This is a genomic window from Lysinibacillus sp. fls2-241-R2A-57, from assembly GCF_030209535.1.
Classification (GTDB): Bacteria; Bacillota; Bacilli; order Bacillales_A; family Planococcaceae; genus Lysinibacillus.
In genome coordinates this window covers 13,473-32,175 of sequence record NZ_JARVRU010000029.1, presented here as the reverse complement: position 1 = coordinate 32,175, position 18,703 = coordinate 13,473, and the positions used below count along the sequence as shown (strand labels likewise).

Annotated in this window: 15 protein-coding genes; 1 reads left to right on the top strand and 14 read right to left on the bottom strand. The window is 29.4% G+C overall.

The window, feature by feature from the left end:
* The first annotated feature begins 321 nt into the window (after nucleotides 1–321).
* Nucleotides 322–750 carry a hypothetical protein gene (locus QRN68_RS05875; RefSeq protein ID WP_285395815.1) on the top strand — a complete coding sequence of 143 codons (429 nt, stop codon included), beginning with the start codon at nucleotides 322–324 and terminating at the stop codon, nucleotides 748–750.
* 110 nt (nucleotides 751–860) lie between these two features.
* On the opposite strand, the gene QRN68_RS05870 is transcribed toward QRN68_RS05875, so the two are convergent.
* The 14 genes from QRN68_RS05870 to QRN68_RS05805 all read right to left on the bottom strand — a co-directional run bounded on the left by QRN68_RS05870 (nucleotide 861) and on the right by QRN68_RS05805 (nucleotide 18,375).
* The gene (locus QRN68_RS05870; RefSeq protein WP_285395814.1) at nucleotides 861–1,322 is read right to left on the bottom strand and encodes a hypothetical protein; all 462 of its coding nucleotides are present in this window, start codon (nucleotides 1,320–1,322) and stop codon (nucleotides 861–863) included.
* Nucleotides 1,323–1,339: 17 nt separating this feature from the next.
* On the bottom strand, nucleotides 1,340–1,726 hold the full coding sequence (locus tag QRN68_RS05865) for a septal ring lytic transglycosylase RlpA family protein (RefSeq protein WP_285395813.1): 387 nt from the start codon (nucleotides 1,724–1,726) through the stop codon (nucleotides 1,340–1,342).
* 123 nt (nucleotides 1,727–1,849) lie between these two features.
* Nucleotides 1,850–2,062 carry a hypothetical protein gene (locus tag QRN68_RS05860; RefSeq protein ID WP_285395812.1) on the bottom strand — a complete coding sequence of 71 codons (213 nt, stop codon included), beginning with the start codon at nucleotides 2,060–2,062 and terminating at the stop codon, nucleotides 1,850–1,852.
* Between the two features lie 499 nt (nucleotides 2,063–2,561).
* On the bottom strand, nucleotides 2,562–4,634 hold the full coding sequence (locus QRN68_RS05855; protein ID WP_285395811.1) for a TniQ family protein: 2,073 nt from the start codon (nucleotides 4,632–4,634) through the stop codon (nucleotides 2,562–2,564).
* Between the two features lie 18 nt (nucleotides 4,635–4,652).
* A complete protein-coding gene (locus QRN68_RS05850; protein WP_285395810.1) occupies nucleotides 4,653–6,455 on the bottom strand; it encodes a TniQ family protein in 1,803 nt (600 codons plus the stop codon).
* Nucleotides 6,456–6,520: 65 nt separating this feature from the next.
* Complete coding sequence (locus tag QRN68_RS05845) at nucleotides 6,521–7,423, bottom strand: TniB family NTP-binding protein (RefSeq protein WP_285395809.1); 903 nt, start codon at nucleotides 7,421–7,423, stop codon at nucleotides 6,521–6,523.
* 12 nt (nucleotides 7,424–7,435) lie between these two features.
* Nucleotides 7,436–9,514, bottom strand: coding sequence for a Mu transposase C-terminal domain-containing protein (locus QRN68_RS05840; RefSeq protein ID WP_285395808.1), 2,079 nt, complete (start codon nucleotides 9,512–9,514; stop codon nucleotides 7,436–7,438).
* Nucleotides 9,504–10,265, bottom strand: a complete 762-nt coding sequence (locus QRN68_RS05835; RefSeq protein ID WP_285395807.1) for a PDDEXK family nuclease — start codon at nucleotides 10,263–10,265, stop codon at nucleotides 9,504–9,506. Before QRN68_RS05835 ends, QRN68_RS05840 begins: the two co-directional genes overlap by 11 nt.
* A gap of 442 nt (nucleotides 10,266–10,707) precedes the next feature.
* On the bottom strand, nucleotides 10,708–12,687 hold the full coding sequence (locus tag QRN68_RS05830) for a UvrD-helicase domain-containing protein (RefSeq protein ID WP_285395806.1): 1,980 nt from the start codon (nucleotides 12,685–12,687) through the stop codon (nucleotides 10,708–10,710).
* A complete protein-coding gene (locus tag QRN68_RS05825) occupies nucleotides 12,687–14,771 on the bottom strand; it encodes an ATP-dependent nuclease (protein WP_285395805.1) in 2,085 nt (694 codons plus the stop codon). The genes QRN68_RS05830 and QRN68_RS05825 overlap by 1 nt, the downstream gene beginning before the upstream one ends.
* A 247-nt stretch (nucleotides 14,772–15,018) precedes the next feature.
* Nucleotides 15,019–15,675, bottom strand: coding sequence for an ABC transporter ATP-binding protein (locus QRN68_RS05820; RefSeq protein WP_285395804.1), 657 nt, complete (start codon nucleotides 15,673–15,675; stop codon nucleotides 15,019–15,021).
* 7 nt (nucleotides 15,676–15,682) lie between these two features.
* Nucleotides 15,683–16,969 carry a hypothetical protein gene (locus QRN68_RS05815; RefSeq protein ID WP_285395803.1) on the bottom strand — a complete coding sequence of 429 codons (1,287 nt, stop codon included), beginning with the start codon at nucleotides 16,967–16,969 and terminating at the stop codon, nucleotides 15,683–15,685.
* The gene (locus QRN68_RS05810) at nucleotides 16,966–17,730 is read right to left on the bottom strand and encodes a hypothetical protein (protein ID WP_285395802.1); all 765 of its coding nucleotides are present in this window, start codon (nucleotides 17,728–17,730) and stop codon (nucleotides 16,966–16,968) included. Before QRN68_RS05810 ends, QRN68_RS05815 begins: the two co-directional genes overlap by 4 nt.
* Before the next feature lie 228 nt (nucleotides 17,731–17,958).
* On the bottom strand, nucleotides 17,959–18,375 hold the full coding sequence (locus QRN68_RS05805; RefSeq protein WP_285395801.1) for a hypothetical protein: 417 nt from the start codon (nucleotides 18,373–18,375) through the stop codon (nucleotides 17,959–17,961).
* Nucleotides 18,376–18,703 lie beyond the last annotated feature (328 nt).

Sequence of the window (18,703 nt, the reverse complement as noted above, 5' to 3'; positions counted from 1 at the left end):
CTTTTTTACAAACATCGTAACTTTATTTTAAAGCCACAGCTGTACTTCCAGTATCAGCAATTGTTCATTTTGGGTAGGTTAAAATTAACAATAAAAACTACAAATAGTTCTTACTTGAACGAAAAACTATTTGTGCTAGACAGTCAGTGGGGGATTTTTGGTCTTTTTACCGTGTAGATGGATCTGGTGTTCAGCAGAAAGCCCGTGCCAACGAACATCCATCCCCTATCGCCTTTCACCGCTGGTAATAGCTACAGCAACGTACACAACAAATGTTTAAAACCAATTCAAAGGAATATACTATAACTGAGGTGTATTTATTTGAAAAAAATTATTACATTTTTTATGTTGCCATGTTTTCTTTTTTGGTTTTCAAGTGCAAAAGCCGATTTACCTTATTTAGTACCTAAGTGCCCAAATACTAAAACATTTGCTGAAACATCTATAAATAATAAAAATGAACTTTTAATGAAATTAAATGAAATAGTGCCCATAGCTTATCCCGATAAAATGTATAAAGAGTGGAATGTGTTGGAAATTGAACCTTTATATAAAGCTCAAGGAATTAATTATGACAAGGTATACTACAAAATGGTTGAAAAGTTATGTAACAAGGAAGTTGCGGAAAATTCTTGGTTGGTTGAGTTAGAATTTCCCAAGTTTTTACCTAGTGCAAGTGCTTCTACTGGAATTATGTTTGTAGTGAAGGATAAGGAAAAAGGTTGGTACGTCTGGTATACTTACAGATAATGAACTATCTAACCTAATAATATAACACGCCCCTTACATAATATTGTAAAGGGGCGTGTTACTTTTCATATTATATAAATATTTTAACTTTAAGAAATAAAATTATGAAGTTAAAATCTAAAAATTTTAGTTGCTTTAATCCTGTTACTCTTTTGATCTAGCAAACCGATTACTTGAATAAAATCACCTTTTTGTACTACTCCCTCTTTCGCAAGGACTTTTACATTGCTTCCCTCTTCGATTAAATCAATGTCAGGATCCAAATCAACATTATCATTATTATTCAAAATTAATGTGTTTTCATAGATCCCCTGTACATTACTCGTGACGTTAACAATATTAGCCCAAATAATCTCTACCAATAGAACATCATCCGATTTTTTTGTGCCACGGGCGTAAAAGAAATCATTTTCTTGTAGGTCATTAATCTTTTTTCCTCTCTTTCCTTTCCAAATGATAGACTGCGTATTTAAAGAAAGAATGGAGATTTCCTTATTTGATGTGACAAAAATCTTATCTTCCTTAATTTCCTTTATAATACCTGTAACAATAAAAGTTTCGTTGTTATTCATATTATTCTCCTCCATTTTTATGAATATTCAACCCTGACTGTCATAGTTCCATGGTCTAAATCACCTAAAGCAGCGAATGCTGTTGGTGATAGATCAATTAATCTGCCTTGAAAATAATTTTGTTTACAATACACTCCTGTATCACTACAATAATTACTCATAGCAGGACCACAATCTGCTATATTTACATTTACTGATTTGTTGCTACAAGGCTGAGAAACGAGTAATTGACTCCCGCAATTTAGTTTGACCAAGGGTTTATTGCATCCAGTTAGATCGCAGGTTCCCGAATTCATTTGAAACACATGAGGATATGCTGCCACATTTTTATTGTTATCCCACGTTCCACACATTCCTTTGTTTGTAGTCCTGTTCCATGAAGCAATACCATTGTAACCAGCCATCGTTGTATTCCTCCTAATTCTTATTTTTTAAACCTCTTTAAATCTGGAGGTGGTATTCGGATTTGAACCGAAAACTAAAGGTTTTTGGACACTTTAGTTTTTCCTTATTTGAACCACCAAAAATTATTTATGAAGATGATAAGGTACTAAATCTATTCCATTTTTTTCTTTATAGAATTCTTTAATTTTTATTATTTGTTTAGTAGTATCTAAGGCCAAACCTTGGAGCAATTCAATTTCTTCAGAAGAGGTATTGCTATCTATGCAATTCACATAAAATGACTGGCAACCTCTGGCCTTTTGAATACACTTGAAAACATGATTAGGTATTGTCATTAACTCCCCCCCTTTCCATTTAATCTTATTAGGGTCTTTATTATTTAAAAGTGGTTTAATACTGATAAAAACAACCATATCGGGAATAAATGTTAGATTTTATTGTATAAAAAGTTAATAAACAATCTTATATGGAGAAATATACATATATTTCAGAAAAGATATAAACAACACCTGAACCTCGACCTTCTTTAATCCATTTTTCGATTTTAGATTTTCTTGCTTGTTTAGACATAAAAAAACACCCCTTTAGAAAGGGGCATTTCATCGCAAATTTTTTACAACCGTCGCGACTTTATTTTAAACATCGTATCTTTTTTACAAACATCGCAACTTTATTTCAAATCTACATCTTTTTTTGTGAATTATATTTAATGCTGTCATAAATATTAAGTATTTTAAGCCAATTTATAAAGGAATTATGTCATTTTTTTTAATAACAACTGTCATAACTCCCCATTTCTATAATTCATACTGTCATAAACTGTTTCTGATACCTCTAAAAAAGAGAATTTTTATTGTTTGTGTTAGAGGTTTTATCTCTCTCTAAATCAGCTAATATATTTTTTATCAATGAAGAAATTCCTTTATATACTCCACTAGAGCTAGTTAATGTCTTTTTGGTAACTCCTAAATATTCACTTAAAAGAGAGTAATCAACCTTACCATATTGTTTATAAATTTGAATTATGGCTTTTTCTACATTCTTTCTTCTTATTAATTTTTGTTCAGATTTATTTTCTTTTGCTGAATTAGAAATAAACTGTGCTATTTCCGGATATTTATTTTTCATAATTCTTACTGATATCCCTAAAAACACATATACTTCATGTACTAATATGGGTTCTTCATGATTTTTTTTATTTTTAATATATTCATTTATTTTATCGAGAATAAATGACTTTACTTCATTCTCTTTATTTATTTTATTCATTAATTTTGCCTCATTAATATTCTTACTCAGGTTATGATATTGCAAGGTTCTATCCGTTATACCTAAACTAGCTGCTACTTCTTTTACAGATATCTCTATATCATTTTCATCTAGATGCCTAATCACCCTGTTCACATCATTTTTTAATTTCCCTCTTTTTTTTCTATTTGTTGCTCGTGAATTTTCCTCTAAGTATATGTATTGTTGTACCTCGGGATGCCAGTAATAATAATAGGTTGATAAAACATCCCACCCAAAAAGTTTTAATGCTTGTCTAGTTAGCGATTCTTTCATTCTCCAAAAGGGCTTTAATAAAACAAAATTGTTTATTAATGTACTACCACTTATTTCCTTTACTCTATCTTCTATATTTAAATTATTTTTACGAAATGGATTATAACGATAGATATATCCCATATAGAAATATAATTTATTAGACTTTATTTTAAGTTGCTCAATTATTTGTTTTTCAGAAAAACCCATATCTATTGAGTTATTAATTTCCTCTAATAAATCCTTTGAAATATTTGTATTCTCCCATTTTGATAGTTCCTTACTAAAACCTACCTTTATCCAGCAATCTGTACACGCACATACTTGATGATAGAGATGTTCTTTAGGCACATATTTCCCATTAGAAAATTTCATATCTACCATTTTATGAACTGTGCCATAAGATTCACACCACTCTGATTTACAATTAACAACCTGAATTTTCTTATCATTTGCTTTATTTAGTAATCTCCTCATAAAAGATATTGGAACTTTTAAACACATTAAATTGCTTATTTCAATGTTTAATTCTCTCAATGTATCTAATATAAATCCTAATCTTATGGTGTCATTAGATTTATTTCTCACAATTTTTAATAATCTTTGGGCTTGCGAAGGAGAAAAGAAGGGGTGTTTCTTATAATTTATCCGTACTGTAGTCGGAGTGGTTAAATATAATAATATAACTGCTATTTTTCGATGTATTGGTTGAAACATCTCTGAATAGTCTCTTTTCAAACAATTTGAAATTTCAAACAAACTATTCCAATCCCTATATATCCGTAATTGCTTGTTTATTATATCAATATCGTGGATAGGTTCTGCTATCTCATCAAACAACAATTCACTACAACAATTGCATTTTAGATGTTCTAAAAGGTTTTTTTTTACGTATGGTTGTTCACTTCCACATCTATGACATTTTAATTCTATCCTAGTTAAATGTTTATAACACATATGTATCTCTTCAACTTGCCATAAAAGTTGAAATGCTCCATTCTCCATTAGACAGCTTCTGCAAAATCGACGGTGTTTGAGCTCAATCTCTTTACCAAAAATCCTTTTTCCAACTGCTCCAGGATAAAAAAAGCTAACTATTGGCTCAAAAGAATGTAATACCAATTCGTCAGCTTGAATATTTAATAAATTTGATAAATCATTTAATTGTACAATATCACTTGGAAATAAGTCTAACTTATGAGATTTATTCCTATCAACTTTATATAATTCTTGGTTCTTTACCAATTGCCATATTTCAACAATACTGGTGATAGCATTTAGATTTGCTGTCCTAATGAGATAGCTTGATAAAGACTCCCCCTCTATCAATTTAGCCCTAATAGTGAATCTTTTTCTAAATTTCATGAAACTCTCCTTCCAAATTTAATCTTTATATTGAGATACTATTGGTTCTTTAAGAGTGCCCAATCTATCTGCTATAAATCGGGTTAATTCCTTATCCTTTTTCCATAAAACTGTCCTTCTAATTTCTAAGTATTCATATAATCCTTTAGAGGAGATATTTTCGGAACACGTATCAATAAGATAAAACTCTACTTTATTTTTTATTTCCTCTCTTAAATGATTTAACCTTAATTCTCTTTGCTGCCTTTTCACTTTTGCTATATACTTATTCCCTCCCCAATTACGGATAGTTTCAGGGGAGACTTTTAATTTAGTACTTACATTCTTAATTGTAATATCCTCGTTCATTTCAACCATACTATCTACAGTATTCTTCACTAATAAAAACTGTGAGTTATTGTTTGAATTATAGTTTCTTTTATTCGAGCAATTTCCTCTAGTATGCAATTCATTTATTACATCAATATGATATCTATAAATTAAAAACTCATTGTAATTTTCCCATATGTTCCATCTTCTAATTTTCTTTAATCCATCACCTTCCCTAATCCTATTAAGAATCTTTTTAAATTTATTTGAATCCACTATAATGTCTACAGAGCAGGCACAGTTATTAAACATACTCCTACTTATGAAATAACAAATACACCTTTTTATTTTATCAATTGACATTTTCAAACTAGTGGCAAGTTGTTTCAAACTGCTACTTGATGTATTAACAGTAATAAATTCTTTATATGCGTGAATAAAATATGTTCGTTCTACAAGCTGATCATCAAGATTTAATGCATATTCACAACCACACTTAGTACAAAGAAGATAATATTTTAATTCTGTCCCATCTTTTTTCTTTTTCTTGCTGGTTCCAGTTTTAACTAAAGATCCAAACTCTCCGAAAGAAGAACACCAAGGAGCCATACATGAAACATTATCTATTTTCTTTTTAGTTTGAAGTCCTGTTATAAAAGTATTCGGAACATTCAGTTTAAAAAATTGCTCCAAACTATAGTTTTGTTCTTTTAAAATATTCAATACAATACTCATGTGCAAATTTTTCCGACATCCATTTGTACTTCTTACATGCTGAAGCAAGACAGATAATGAAGCATGTTTGTTCAAATTTCTGGTAACTAATGATCTATCTAAATCCAATTTAAATTCATTCAATAAATACAATAAATTAAGTGGTATCTGATTAGTATGAATAGATTGAGCTTTATCTCCCAATAAGAACTCCCAAGATTTTATTAAATGAGTGTTTATTTCTACATGTACTTTTTTATCAAGTATAGATTTGCAATTTTTCAAAGCAAAATTACAATGAGGACATAAACCAATAACATATACTTCCTTATAGAGAATATCTTTATTGCAATTGTGACACTTATTTATAAGAAATTTATTATGTTTTAAACAGCCATTAACGCCTTCTACTTTCCATAAAATCCTATAATAAATATTTTCCTTTAGACAATCTGGACAATAATATAGCTTTTTCCTAATTATATCTGTGAAACTTCGTACTCTGGAGAAATTTTCACCAGTAAATTTCTTTATAACCTTTAAAAACGTTTTATTGAGCAGTATCGTTTTATCTAAATTATTAATCTCTGCTATTTTTCCAATATCAAGAATACTTAATGGATAAAAATCAATCAGATCTAAATCATTTTTTTGTGGATAATGTGAAGTACTGATATTAAAACTGGAACAGAATTTTAAAACATCAATACCATTAGCATTAGCTAATCTAATTAGTAAACTAGATAACAATTCATCCTCATAAGGTTTAACTCTTATTGTTAAGAATTCTGTCTTCAATAATAACCTCTCCAAAAGTTTTTAACACAATTATTCCCTTTTGGTATAGGTATATACTTCCTTCTTTAATGTTTCTCATCTAGAATATCATCAATAAAATCACCCTGTATTATTTTATACGCTTCATCCAGTGCATATGGCGATAAAATGGCATTATTGAAATCATTGAATGACTCTTGAAAAACACCTAGCAAATCATATGCTTCTTGAATAATAGGAACTAAATAGCCTACTTTTCCCTTACTTTGATAATGTAGGATTTGAGGTAGTCCCGTTTTTAAATCTCCTAGACCAATTTCCTTTGGAAATTTCAATTGTTCTTCTATCCTATTTAAATATAAACAAAATTCTTCATTACATTCTGTGAAACGATTGATGGAATGTGGTCGATATCTTGACTTATATTGCTCATCTAAGGTCCTTAATTCTGCTGCTTCAGGTGTACCCATTAAAACTAATGTAACATTCGTTTTGTTAGCCATATGTTTTATTGCATCCATAGCTGAATTTTTATTAATACCAGAGGTCTGTATATTATTTATTTCATCTATAATAACCATCTTCACTCTTTGCCTATCAATTAAATGATATGCACGAACCTTCAGATCATTTATCTTTGGTACTCCTCCTAAACGTGGAGAGCCTAACGCATATATTAGTTCATGATAAAATTCTAATAAGGTAAATGGGTGAGGAGCTTCCATATAAATTACTGGTTTAATATCAATTTCTGTACCGTCTTCTTCGGTAAGGGTATACCCTGGATATCTTTGAATATAGTTCTCCGCCATTTTAGTTTTACCCACATTTGATGCTCCTGTAATAAAAAGATGTCTAGTTTTCCCTATCCTTTTAATATGAGAATCCATAACTTTATAAATTGACTCAGCATTAGGAAGATCTACATTTAAATTCAAGACTCTATCAGCAAACTCCGAAAAAGGATTAGTTGTTGAGTTAATTACCATTTTTCCACTTCCTTAATTTTTATCCGAACTTTCATTGAAAATTTTAATTGCATTAGCCATAAGTTGTTCATAGGTAAGTTTATTGTTCTTATTAACCTTTTCTTTTTGATTTAAATTAGTTACCTCAACTTCCCATTCCATTCGTTCCAATTGTTGTCTCGTTCTTCTATTTGTCTTATACATTTTTTCAATATCTTTATGAAGAGCTGCTTTTGCCTGAAGAATTTGTTCTTCTGTAGCAATTTTATTCCTTCTTATTTCTCCCTTGTCCTTTAAATTCTTCAACAACAATTTATAAGTATAAGCATTCATCCCTTGAACAGATTCATAAGGAGGATAAACAATATTAATCCTTACATAATAATTATCATTTGGAGGTTTTATATATATGTAAGAAATATCATCAATGTCATATTTCACTCTATACTTTACCTCCCTTTTATCTATTAGGTGAGATAATGAATTTGATCTATAAATTCGATTATCAATCCGGACGCCATCCCTAGTATAAGGTTTATATAGTGATGGTAATAACGATACCTTAAATAAATCTTCTTCTTCTGGTTCTATAAATTCAGGTAATCCTCTCTTCTTTAGCCCCTCAAGAAAACGTGCCATTGGCGAATTACAATCTAATGGTAGCCCTTCGTGCTTTTTAAAATGATAGATATCCGTTATATACTTAGTTAAAATTTCCTTAACATTTTCAACACTCAATAAAGCATTTTCTGATGAATCATACTCACCTTTTTGAAAAATATTACTTTTGGTCGTACCATGTAAATTGTGTAAAACCTGTGTATTTATTGTACCAATCAATCTCTCAATAGTACCTCCATATCTAGGCGTTGCTATTGGGCGGAACCTAATATTCGACTTTAGTGTTTCATTAACTAAACGCTTAATGGCAAGATTATTAAATTCTGAACCATTATCAAATTGTATAGTGTTTGGAATACCAAAAATCTCCCAATCATTAAAGGTTCCATATTGTTCTTTTGTATTTTTAAAAAGGACCCCTTGTTGAATTGCCTTTCTAACCCTATTTGCAGAAGGAGGCTCAAACGAAATATACATACACCAAACCATTCTTGAATATACATCAATTCCTAATGTTATCCACGGTCTCCCTTTAATAACACCATTTTTTTCGTCAATTACCTCAATATCCATTCGGGTATGATCAATTTCTACTAAATGCAGTGGATAAAGTGCTTCATTATTAGCAAAACCTCTATTTACTTCTTCATACTTATTTATTGACTTTGTTCCAAACCTCATTCTTTCAACTACTTTAGTCGAGATCCTTTCAAATATTTTATACATGGTCTCTTTTTTTATAGGTGGGATCCCATTAATTGAACATTTAATATTAATTAAATCAATAATTTTCGCTTTACTTTTACGTTGAAGTGTCAAATAATCATTTTCAATTACTTCTTTAATTATTGGTATATATTCATCACTCAAACGAATTTGAATTTGATCTAGTATCATCTCTGGATGTTCAGGGTGATTAATTATTAAGGTTTTATTATCATTACGGTATTTATATCCTGTTCCTGCATTAGATATTAACCCTTCTTCACCAAATGAAGGATTCTCATGAGCGACTTTACGATAATTTGATAAATATCTTTTTATTGTTCTGTCTGAAAGAGAATATTTTATTGCTAAACTCTCTATTAATAATTCTTGTTTTATTTTCTCTGGATCATCATTTTCATTTAATAAGTCTTTATATTTCTCAAGAAACTCTACAAAAGATGGAAAATGATTTTGTTTTAATTTTTCTAGTAATAACAAAGGTCTAATAATTTTCAACCGTTTTGATACTTCTTCTCTTTTCTTTTCATCTAAAGAATCTAAAACTGAAAAATAAACATTATTGTCTTTTTCAATAAATCTTTGGACTGATCTTTCTGCATGAAAAGATGGGTTTGTTATTAACTCAAAATAATTAATGGATATTGCATCTCCACTAGTATTTTTCCTTTTTAAAGTAATGATAGGTGGGTCAATTGCCAAAATTATATATGTCATACCATAATAAGTTACTTCCCCATTTAATTTTAATTCACTAATATTCAAATAACTCACCATCCAAATTCAGATATGGTAATAGCTGTTCGTTTAGCTTTTTTAACTTAACTTCACTATACTGGTCGATTTCCTTTGTAATATTGATTTGTAAAATTCCTGTGGCAATAAGATGATAGATAGCTGGCATTACTAGTAGGGGGTTCACTTTAGGATAGAAACTAGAAGCAAGTTCGTCTATTGTTACATCCTCCATATGTTCTACTCGATAAATTATTTCAGGTATCCATTCATCAAACCCCTTTCGTTTACGGATAGCTCCTTGTAAAAATTTAATATTATACAAAATCTTTTGTGGTAGTTTCTTTGGATAAATAACTTTGTATTCCCACTGCCTTTTAGCTGAGTATTCTTGACATATTTTATTTATAAAATCATGTTTTTTACTTTCCTGTGGAATCTCTTTGATTTGAAATATCGTTGGTTTAAATCCATTACCAAATACCAATACATCCGGAATATGTACCCAGTTTTTTCTATCCCCATCTTTTGAAAGATAAGGAATTTCAATTTCTAATGGTTGTACATAATATCGCTCTACTTCTCTCGCCAGTTCTAAGAAAAAATAAAATAAACATTCTCCCATCGATTCATACTCAATTGTCCTTTCCATTTTATTGCTGTAAAAAGAACCGGCAATATGGTGTATTTTCCAACTTAATTTATTGCTAACTCTCCTTTTTGGAAAATACTCAAACTCATTTTCTTCCCAGTGTTCATTTTGTATATTTTTCTTTGACATTGGACCTCCAAAATACTTATACCAAGAATATGCTCTACCTAAAAAACATTTAAACAAAATATGGATAATAATATCGTTACACATATTGTAATATATTTTTATGAATTTTTTAAATATTTAAAATAAAAAACGTAATTTCATCTTTACTTTAGTTCAAATTAAGCCTAGACATACTTGCCCCGAGTGTTTCTCCTAATTTTTTTAAAATAAAAATAAAAAACACAAGTAAAATTGGATGTAAATTCCCATTTTGACTCGTGCTTTAATTTTCAAACCACTAACATATGAAGAAAGTGCGCTTTTTCTATATTTTTTCTAGCAAGTCCGAATTAAATTCATTTAAACAATGAGAAATCACTTAGAGAATAAAAAAATAAAAGTAAAAAAGAGTTGATGTTTTTAACGACAACTCTTTTTACAAAAATTACTTTAATTTTTCCAACTACTTTGTCTGTTTCAACTTAAATTCTTCCCAACCGAAACTCTTTAAATCATCAAACAACTCTTGGTCTGCCAAGTCCCTTGGTATAGCTATCGCACATAAATGTGTTGGTCGACTGAGAGCCACATAAGCAAGCTTTAATGCTTTCTTTGTCTCTTTTTTTTGTTCTACATCTATAATCGTCTCTGGATCTATATAATTTCCTTTTAAATAGTCCTTCAACAAATGCAATATTTTAAACTCTTTTCTATTTTTTCTCTTAAAGTCTGTTAATATAGAATTCAACACCATTAATGTGGAACGATGCGTCTCTCCTTTTACAGAATGTATTGTTCCTATATAAAATTCTTTAATATCTATAGGTTCTGCTTTTAATCTTTCTTTCTCTAATAATCTAATTTCTAAACGAAAAGATTCGATTCTTTTCTTTAAATCAACTATAACAACCGTATTTTCTGTAACTGCTACTTCTTCTGTTACTACTAATTCCTCAGTTATTACTAATTCCTCAGTTATTACTAATTCTTCTGTTACCACCAATTCTTCTGTTACTAACAATTCTTCCATAACAGTTGGAGCTTCTTCATTTTTACTATCTCCTATGTCTTTAAGTAATAAGTTCAAAGCTTTATATATCTTACCTTCTAAGTTCCCAAAACTTTTATCTTCTAGTAGTATATCTCTAACTATTTGGCTAATTAACTCTTTACATTCAATATTTAAATCTAATAGCTCTTTAACCATGTTAGTAGATATATCTAGTTCTTTAGAAAATAATTTTAGCAACCAAATATAAGAAATTTTTATATTATGGAAATTCTTCTTAATATTCCCTAATGGTCTAGAATAACTTTTAAACAATGTCGTTAAGTCCGGGTGTGTCAAGGAAACTATAGCGTCCTTTTTTAATGATTTTTTAAAATCTACAGATTTACTTTCTAAATGTAAAATCAATTTTTTATAGCTTTCTTGCAAATCTTCCTCATTATCATAAACAAAAAAATGTGGTTTAAAAGAATCCACGAGATTCAACGAATTAAAGCTGTCATATTTTTCTATACACACATTCTTTACAATTTTAGCTATCTCCGTTCCAAATCTAGATGTATCTGAAATATCAATTTTGGGTATCGCAGCTAATTCCTTTGTTGGTTCCCAGACATCCTCATTATTATCATATATATTATATAAAGCTTGATATGGATCACCATATCTTTGAAAAACAAGATTTTTATTATTGTAAAATAAGCCATTTAATAATTCATATTGGATCTTATTAGTATCTTGAGCTTCGTCTAGTAAAACAAAATCAAACCTATTGGCAATTGATAATCTTAATTCATTTTTATATTTTTTAAAGTACCATTCTGATAATTCTAAACATTGTGTATGTGTTAAATATCCATTTACAAACAACCTTTTCACTGATTCATTTAGAGCCCATTTATAGTAATTATTAGGCTCACTACTTATAGTAAATGTTAGATCTTCATGTATTGTAGTTTTTACATTATTAGAAAATACGTTAGGAGGGGTATAACTATAGTTTGTCGGCTTTAACCATTCGAAATTTTCATTAAACTTTTCTTTATATTCATCCTCATCGAGAATTCTTAGATTCTTTTTTCCTATTACTGTATAAATAGCTTTTTTTGAAAAAAAGCTATTTATAAAATCTTGAATAGTTCCAATAAAGTTAGGATAGCCAATTTGATTAAAACCTAATTGCTCCAATCTCATTTTAATTTCATCCACTGCAACATTTGTATGTGTAATTAAACAAATTCCTTTATTGTTATACTCATTACGTTTTAACATTAGAGCACACTTTGCAGTTAATACCGTTGTTTTACCAGCACCAGGCCCTGCTACAATATTTATTGAATTATTATTTAAAAGTGCACTTTTTTGTTGAGGGGAAAATTTAAATCCTTTTAATATTTTTTCTTCTAGAAAATCAAGATAGACTTGCTCATTCATTATTCTATCTCCTCTTGATAAGTCTTTGAAGCATGTTTGATTGCACTGACTAGATATTCTAAATGTGGATCTTTTAGAATTGCTTCTCTTAAAATACTTTTTTCTTTTTGGCTCAAATCAGTTATCTTAGTTGCTAACAACTGTGCTACTTCAGCTTTAGACACATTCTTATCGTTTAAGGGTTTGAAAATTTTATAAGCTGCTTTTTCTTTATTTAACGTAGTACCTTCAATTTCCGCAAGAGTTTCTTCAAATTCTAAATCTACATCTTGCCCTTGGATTTCATAAATACTCTCATATAAAAGTCTTGCTAAAACGCTTAATGATAAACTATATTCTAAGGTCCATTTTGGAGCAATGTTTACAGTAAGATTACAATCATAGTCTTTACGGTACCTTTCCAATAAATTTGATTGCTTCTTTATATTCAGTTGCTCTATATAATCAAATGTAATTTCTTTCCCTATAATAGCGGTTAATTCATCTTCATTTGCTTTTAAAACTTTAAATTTAAAGTCTTTTGCTAATTTTCTTAAGGTAGAATAATCTTCTCCAAAATAGTCCATTTTCAACTTCTCTTTTTCTTCTTCTATATGTGATAATATTTTGTCTAACTCCGATTCATTATCAATTCGAAATATAACCTTTGATACTCCTTCTTCTTCATAATATATATGAGGAATAACATCTACATCTGTGATAATAGATACAGGCATATTTAAAGAAGGAAATCCCAATTCCTTTGTCCAAAGAGATGTTCTAGAAAATAGCTTTATATATCTTTCAAAGGAAGTACCTCTGACATTTACTAAAGAAACCCCGTTTTTATACATAGGGAATCCTATTACATCTGCCAAAGCAGGTAATAATAACATTTCAGATTCTCCTTCTACCAAGATAATCCCTTTGGCAAAGAATAGATTACTTTTTGTAGAGTCTAAAAATCTTTCTAAGAATTTATAATCCATAGATTCCAATTTTGTAAACTCTTCTCCCATAGGATACGCATAATTACTATGTAATAAAATTATATTTTTAGGATCTATTGATGCTATTAAATTAGGACTATGAGAAGTTAAAATAAATTGACTAATATTCTGCTTCTCTTCTAATTCCTTTTCCAAGAATTTAATTAATCTTATTTGTGCTTGTGTATGCAAATGTGCCTCTATTTCTTCAATTAATGTTATCTGAGGCCCAATAATTTCTTTTTCTGAAAGATAATTATTCATTAATAATAATTCTGTAGCTATGAAAAGTAAGTTTTGATTTCCTAAGCCTAGATTAATATCTTCTGTATTGAGACTTAATTTCCTAAGTATCGATGTAAGATCTGTTTTTGTAACAGCGAATTTCGCCTTCGATTTACTTTGTTCAGCATTGTCATAAAAATCTTTTAATAATGTCTCAATATCTGTTAATAGTGAATGACCAGTTACATAATCAGTTTCGAAATAATTTTCAACTTGTTTATTTGCTTCTTGCATAACCTTTACTAACTGGTGGTCTACTTCTTTTTTACCTTTGAAAGTAGGGTGAGCTTTAAGAATATTTGCCAATCTAGATTTAAAGCCCGGTTTTAATTCAGCACTTGCGTCACGAAGCGGTTTTAAATATGTAGTTTTTAAAAACTCTTTTGCTTTACTGTCTAGCCTACTCTCGAAAATTTCATCTCCGCCCAATAATTTCTTTTCAATATACTCAGTACCATTTTCATTTATTCTTTTTTCTACCCTTAAAGCTACTCTTAGTTTATAGTTTTTCTTTTCATCAAATGATAACCATTCTAAGAAGGAACCTGCCTCTTTATCTGTTAACCCTCCAAAGACTCCCTCTATACAAAAATCGTTTACATATTCATCCTTAGATGGACTATAAAAATCTTCTTGGTTAATTCTTTCAAATTCATCACTTACACTACCTAATAAATACCTAATCCCATCTATTATTGCTGTTTTCCCTGCATCATTTTCCCCCACTAGTATATTAAAATTTGGATTAAAATATACTGTAATACCTGCAGAATTATCTTCTTTAACTTTATACTTTCGAAAATTATAAAGACTTATACTTTCTAAATACACTGTTACTCCTCCTTTTATAAATCTAAAAATAGACACTTTAATTATATACCACTTTATACAAAATATACTATTTTCCCCATCTTTATTTTAGAAACGTATTGGCCTTTTTTGAATAATAAAAAACAATCTCTTGCAGCAATCAGACTGTAAGAGATTGTTTATAGTTAAGATATAAGAAATAAAAGGGCACCTGAAATGAACCATTCCTTTACAGTTGCCCTCATTCCATCGTGTAACTTCTATTCTTTTAAAAATTATAGGTGAGTCCTTTAGAATCCAATATGAACTCTTTATCAGCATATTGAGAACTTAGATGACTATGTGTAGCCATTATGATAGTCATTTGATTCTCGCATAGTCTCTTAAACAGGTTAAACACTAAAATTGTAGTATCTTCATCTAATGAACCTGTAGGCTCATCCGCTATTAACAATTTAGGTTTTTTAATTAATGCTCTGATAATACCTACTCTTTGTCTTTCTCCCCCGGATAACTTTTCGATTTTCTTATCAAGTAAGTGTTCGATTTTTAAATACATGCTAAGCTCATCGATATAGGAATTAATTTGTTTTTCATCATATTTTTCCAAAAATAATGGTACCAATATATTTTCTCGTACTGTACATTTACGAATCATTGGATTGTATTGTGAAATGTATCCCATTTGACTTCCCCTTATCTCAGAAAGTTTGTCCGAGTTTAGTTCATGCATTGGGGTATTACAAAAGATATATTTACCGCTATCAGATTTTTCAAGACCAGCCAGTATGTTTAGGAGCGTACTCTTACCTACGCCACTTGGCCCCTTTATCGAGATGAATTGATTATCCTCAATTTCTAAATTAATATTATTTAATATTTTTTTTTCATTATACATTTTTATTATACTATTTAATGAAATCAAGCCTATTTTAATCACCCTTTAACTTTTCAATTACATTAGTTGTTGCTAATAATTTGCTTACTAAAACATTAGCAACAACACCCAATAATAGCCATACAATTAATCCTGCGAATACTAAGATAGATAAAATCGAAGTATTTTCTAACAATATAACGGTTAACAACAACGCCAAGGCTATACCAATCCCAGTGTGGGTTAAAAATTCTACTTGAATAGTTTGTTTAATTTTATTATTAGTAATACCATTGATAATGTAAACTAAATAGGTATCAAATTCTCTTTTGATCGTACTCTTAACTAAGAAATATAAAGCGATCAGAATTAAAACAAATACAACACCTGAAATTGTATAGATAATTGTCTGATTTGAGTCAATCATTGTGTGTAAAAGATTAACTGATAAAGAATTTGCTCCAATAATTTGATAGTCACTAAAACCTGTGACTTTTTCTATCTCAGCTATTTCTTTCTTTACTTCAAGTGGGTTTAATTGGGTAACTAAGTTACTATTGGTTTGACTCAATAGAAGAGCCTTTACAAAAGTTTCACCCACTTCTTTTTTTCGTAACAGTTCTGAAGGATTTTCAGAGAAAGATAAAGAAGGCAAGATGATAAAACGATTTATTAATTGTTGTGGTTCTTGTTTTGTGAAAATAGAGGTATTTTCCTTAGCAAAGCCAATGACTTCACCTACGAAATGCTCTCCATAATAATACAGTTCAAGTTTGTCATTCAATTCATAGTATTTATTATAGTCAGATCCTAGAATTATAGGTATTGAGTTATTCCCAGGTGTATAAAGATAAGAACTATCATCAAATCTCTTTCCTTCTGCAAATTCAAAGACATTATAATCAAATACCGATTTATTAACTTGTATAGCTTTGCTTGCACGATATGAGTTACCATCTAAATCAAAGAGTGCATCACTTAATTCACTTTCATAATAAGCTGCGAACTTTTCATCATTGGGATATTCTTTTAAGCCTATTGGTTGCCATACAGTACTATAAACATCAACTTTATTATTCTCTAATATATGATTCTTGAATTCATTGAGGACATCATAATTTTGAACCTCTTTAAAAAATTCAATTTCCCGCTCATTAATAAGCATGTCCGTAATTTGATACATGTTTTGATTGTTGAATTTCTTCGCTGAGTTAATTTCTATTTTTGAAATATTTATATTGATCAACATAACAAATAGAACTAGGGAAAATATAAATGAGAGTAACATTGTAAATAGTTTAAACACTTTTTTATTTTTAATTTTAAATCTGGCTGAGTTCAAAATGATCTTACTCCTTTTTTAATCAAGGCCTTTGTTAATAGTAAACACGCTAAAAAATATACTATAAAGAATATTAGCATGTAAGAAATTGATAAGTACAACCACTTGTTACCCCAAAGTGAGTAGAAGTTGTTAATCATTATCAGTAATAAAGATTCAAGTACTATAACGATTAATACTACAATAAATTCTTTCTTGAAAATTTTTCTAAATATTACGTGGGATTTCCCTCCTGATAGATATAAAATCTGAACAAATGATTTTTTATTTTTAATGGAATAAAAGAGTGTAGCAGTATGAACTAATATTACAAGAATTATAGTAATAATTAAGAATGCTTCTACCAAAATATTCGATTTTAGTATGTAGGTCCCACTTTCTTCAGCATCAATTATTTTATAGTTAACATCCGGGAAGATTTCTGGTATTAATTTAATCGCTTCCCTATCTTCTACGTTAAGAGTAAACCTCTTTCCATTTTCTAAGTTAATATTTAAAGACTCTGATATATACCAGATATGACTATTTAATATATAAGATTTTGGAGTATCAAATTCTCCAATAATACGTCTTTTCATGTTTTCCGAAAGATCATCTACTGGGGAAAGACTTCCTTTTATAACATATTCCTCTGAAATATTTTCTTTTTGATATTTTATAGGCGGTAATTTAACCGATTTATTAATAAAAACATACCTTAGCATGGGGTTTTCAGAATTATGTTGCATCAACAAATAGGGTTTTTCTAATTCAATATCCAAAGAAGATTCTTCTGTACTGATAATGAAATCTACCGCATTTTTATGGACATATCCATTGTTAATCATATTTACATAGTTGAGAGAGTTCATAATATAAAGCAAGGACGCGATGCTACTAAATGATATAAAAGTAAGAAAGATAAATTTACGTGATAATGAATTATTTTTCATATACATACTTAATGAAAGAAAGGGATAATCAACCGACTACCCCTTCCCCCCTAAATATTACCTTCCGTAATAACTTTTAGCAACCCAATTAAGATCTCCAGTATGCCAGCCGCTAGTTGCTTTCGATGTATCACCTATATTCCATTGACGATCACTATCTGCCTCAACTTTTTTGCCAGCTTCGTAACGAGCTCTAGTGTAATGGGTTCCAGTCCATACTGTTTTTGCATGAGTACGCTCCATAACTGTTGAACCTGAATTTTTTCGCTCTTTAGTTGCATTATGGTCAGCACCATCATCACTTGCAAATAAAGACATACCATCATTTTGTGGGAAGTTACTGAAATAACCCGTATCTTCACTCCAGCCACCATAAATAGTTGCTTCTTCTTCAGTTGCAGCAGCATTTGCAGTAGCTATTGTGCCTAAACTTAGTGTAAGAGCACCAGCCATAATCCATTTAGTAATTTTCATATCCAACACTCCTTATGTAAAATTACATAATTACCAATTTTAAAATAAAATGTATTAACATTGGTAATTATGTAATTATTATATTAAGCCAGATATATTGTAATGTCAATTACATTTTTAGTATAATTTTGTAAAATAGTTTAACTTTGTGATCTTTAGTGTTTTTTATACCTAACTCATCTGCAATGACTATTGTTTCTTCCAACGGCGATAAAGGAATTTTTCCCGAAAATCAATTTACAAAATCTGAAAATTCAGTTAAATAAATTGGTTTTGTTCTAAATACGATAATTTTTTGAAATTTAATTATCTATATCACGATAAGAAA

Excerpts from the sequence above, each read along its gene's own strand:
- QRN68_RS05830 (WP_285395806.1), bottom strand. The coding sequence starts at position 12,687 with ATGAATGAGCAAGTCTATCTTGATTTTCTAGAAGAAAAAATATTAAAA.
- QRN68_RS05845 (WP_285395809.1), bottom strand. The coding sequence starts at position 7,423 with ATGGTAATTAACTCAACAACTAATCCTTTTTCGGAGTTTGCTGATAGA.
- QRN68_RS05805 (WP_285395801.1), bottom strand. The coding sequence starts at position 18,375 with ATGAAAATTACTAAATGGATTATGGCTGGTGCTCTTACACTAAGTTTA.
- QRN68_RS05855 (WP_285395811.1), bottom strand. The coding sequence starts at position 4,634 with ATGAAATTTAGAAAAAGATTCACTATTAGGGCTAAATTGATAGAGGGG.
- QRN68_RS05835 (WP_285395807.1), bottom strand. The coding sequence starts at position 10,265 with ATGTCAAAGAAAAATATACAAAATGAACACTGGGAAGAAAATGAGTTT.
- QRN68_RS05860 (WP_285395812.1), bottom strand. The coding sequence starts at position 2,062 with ATGACAATACCTAATCATGTTTTCAAGTGTATTCAAAAGGCCAGAGGT.
- QRN68_RS05865 (WP_285395813.1), bottom strand. The coding sequence starts at position 1,726 with ATGGCTGGTTACAATGGTATTGCTTCATGGAACAGGACTACAAACAAA.
- QRN68_RS05870 (WP_285395814.1), bottom strand. The coding sequence starts at position 1,322 with ATGAATAACAACGAAACTTTTATTGTTACAGGTATTATAAAGGAAATT.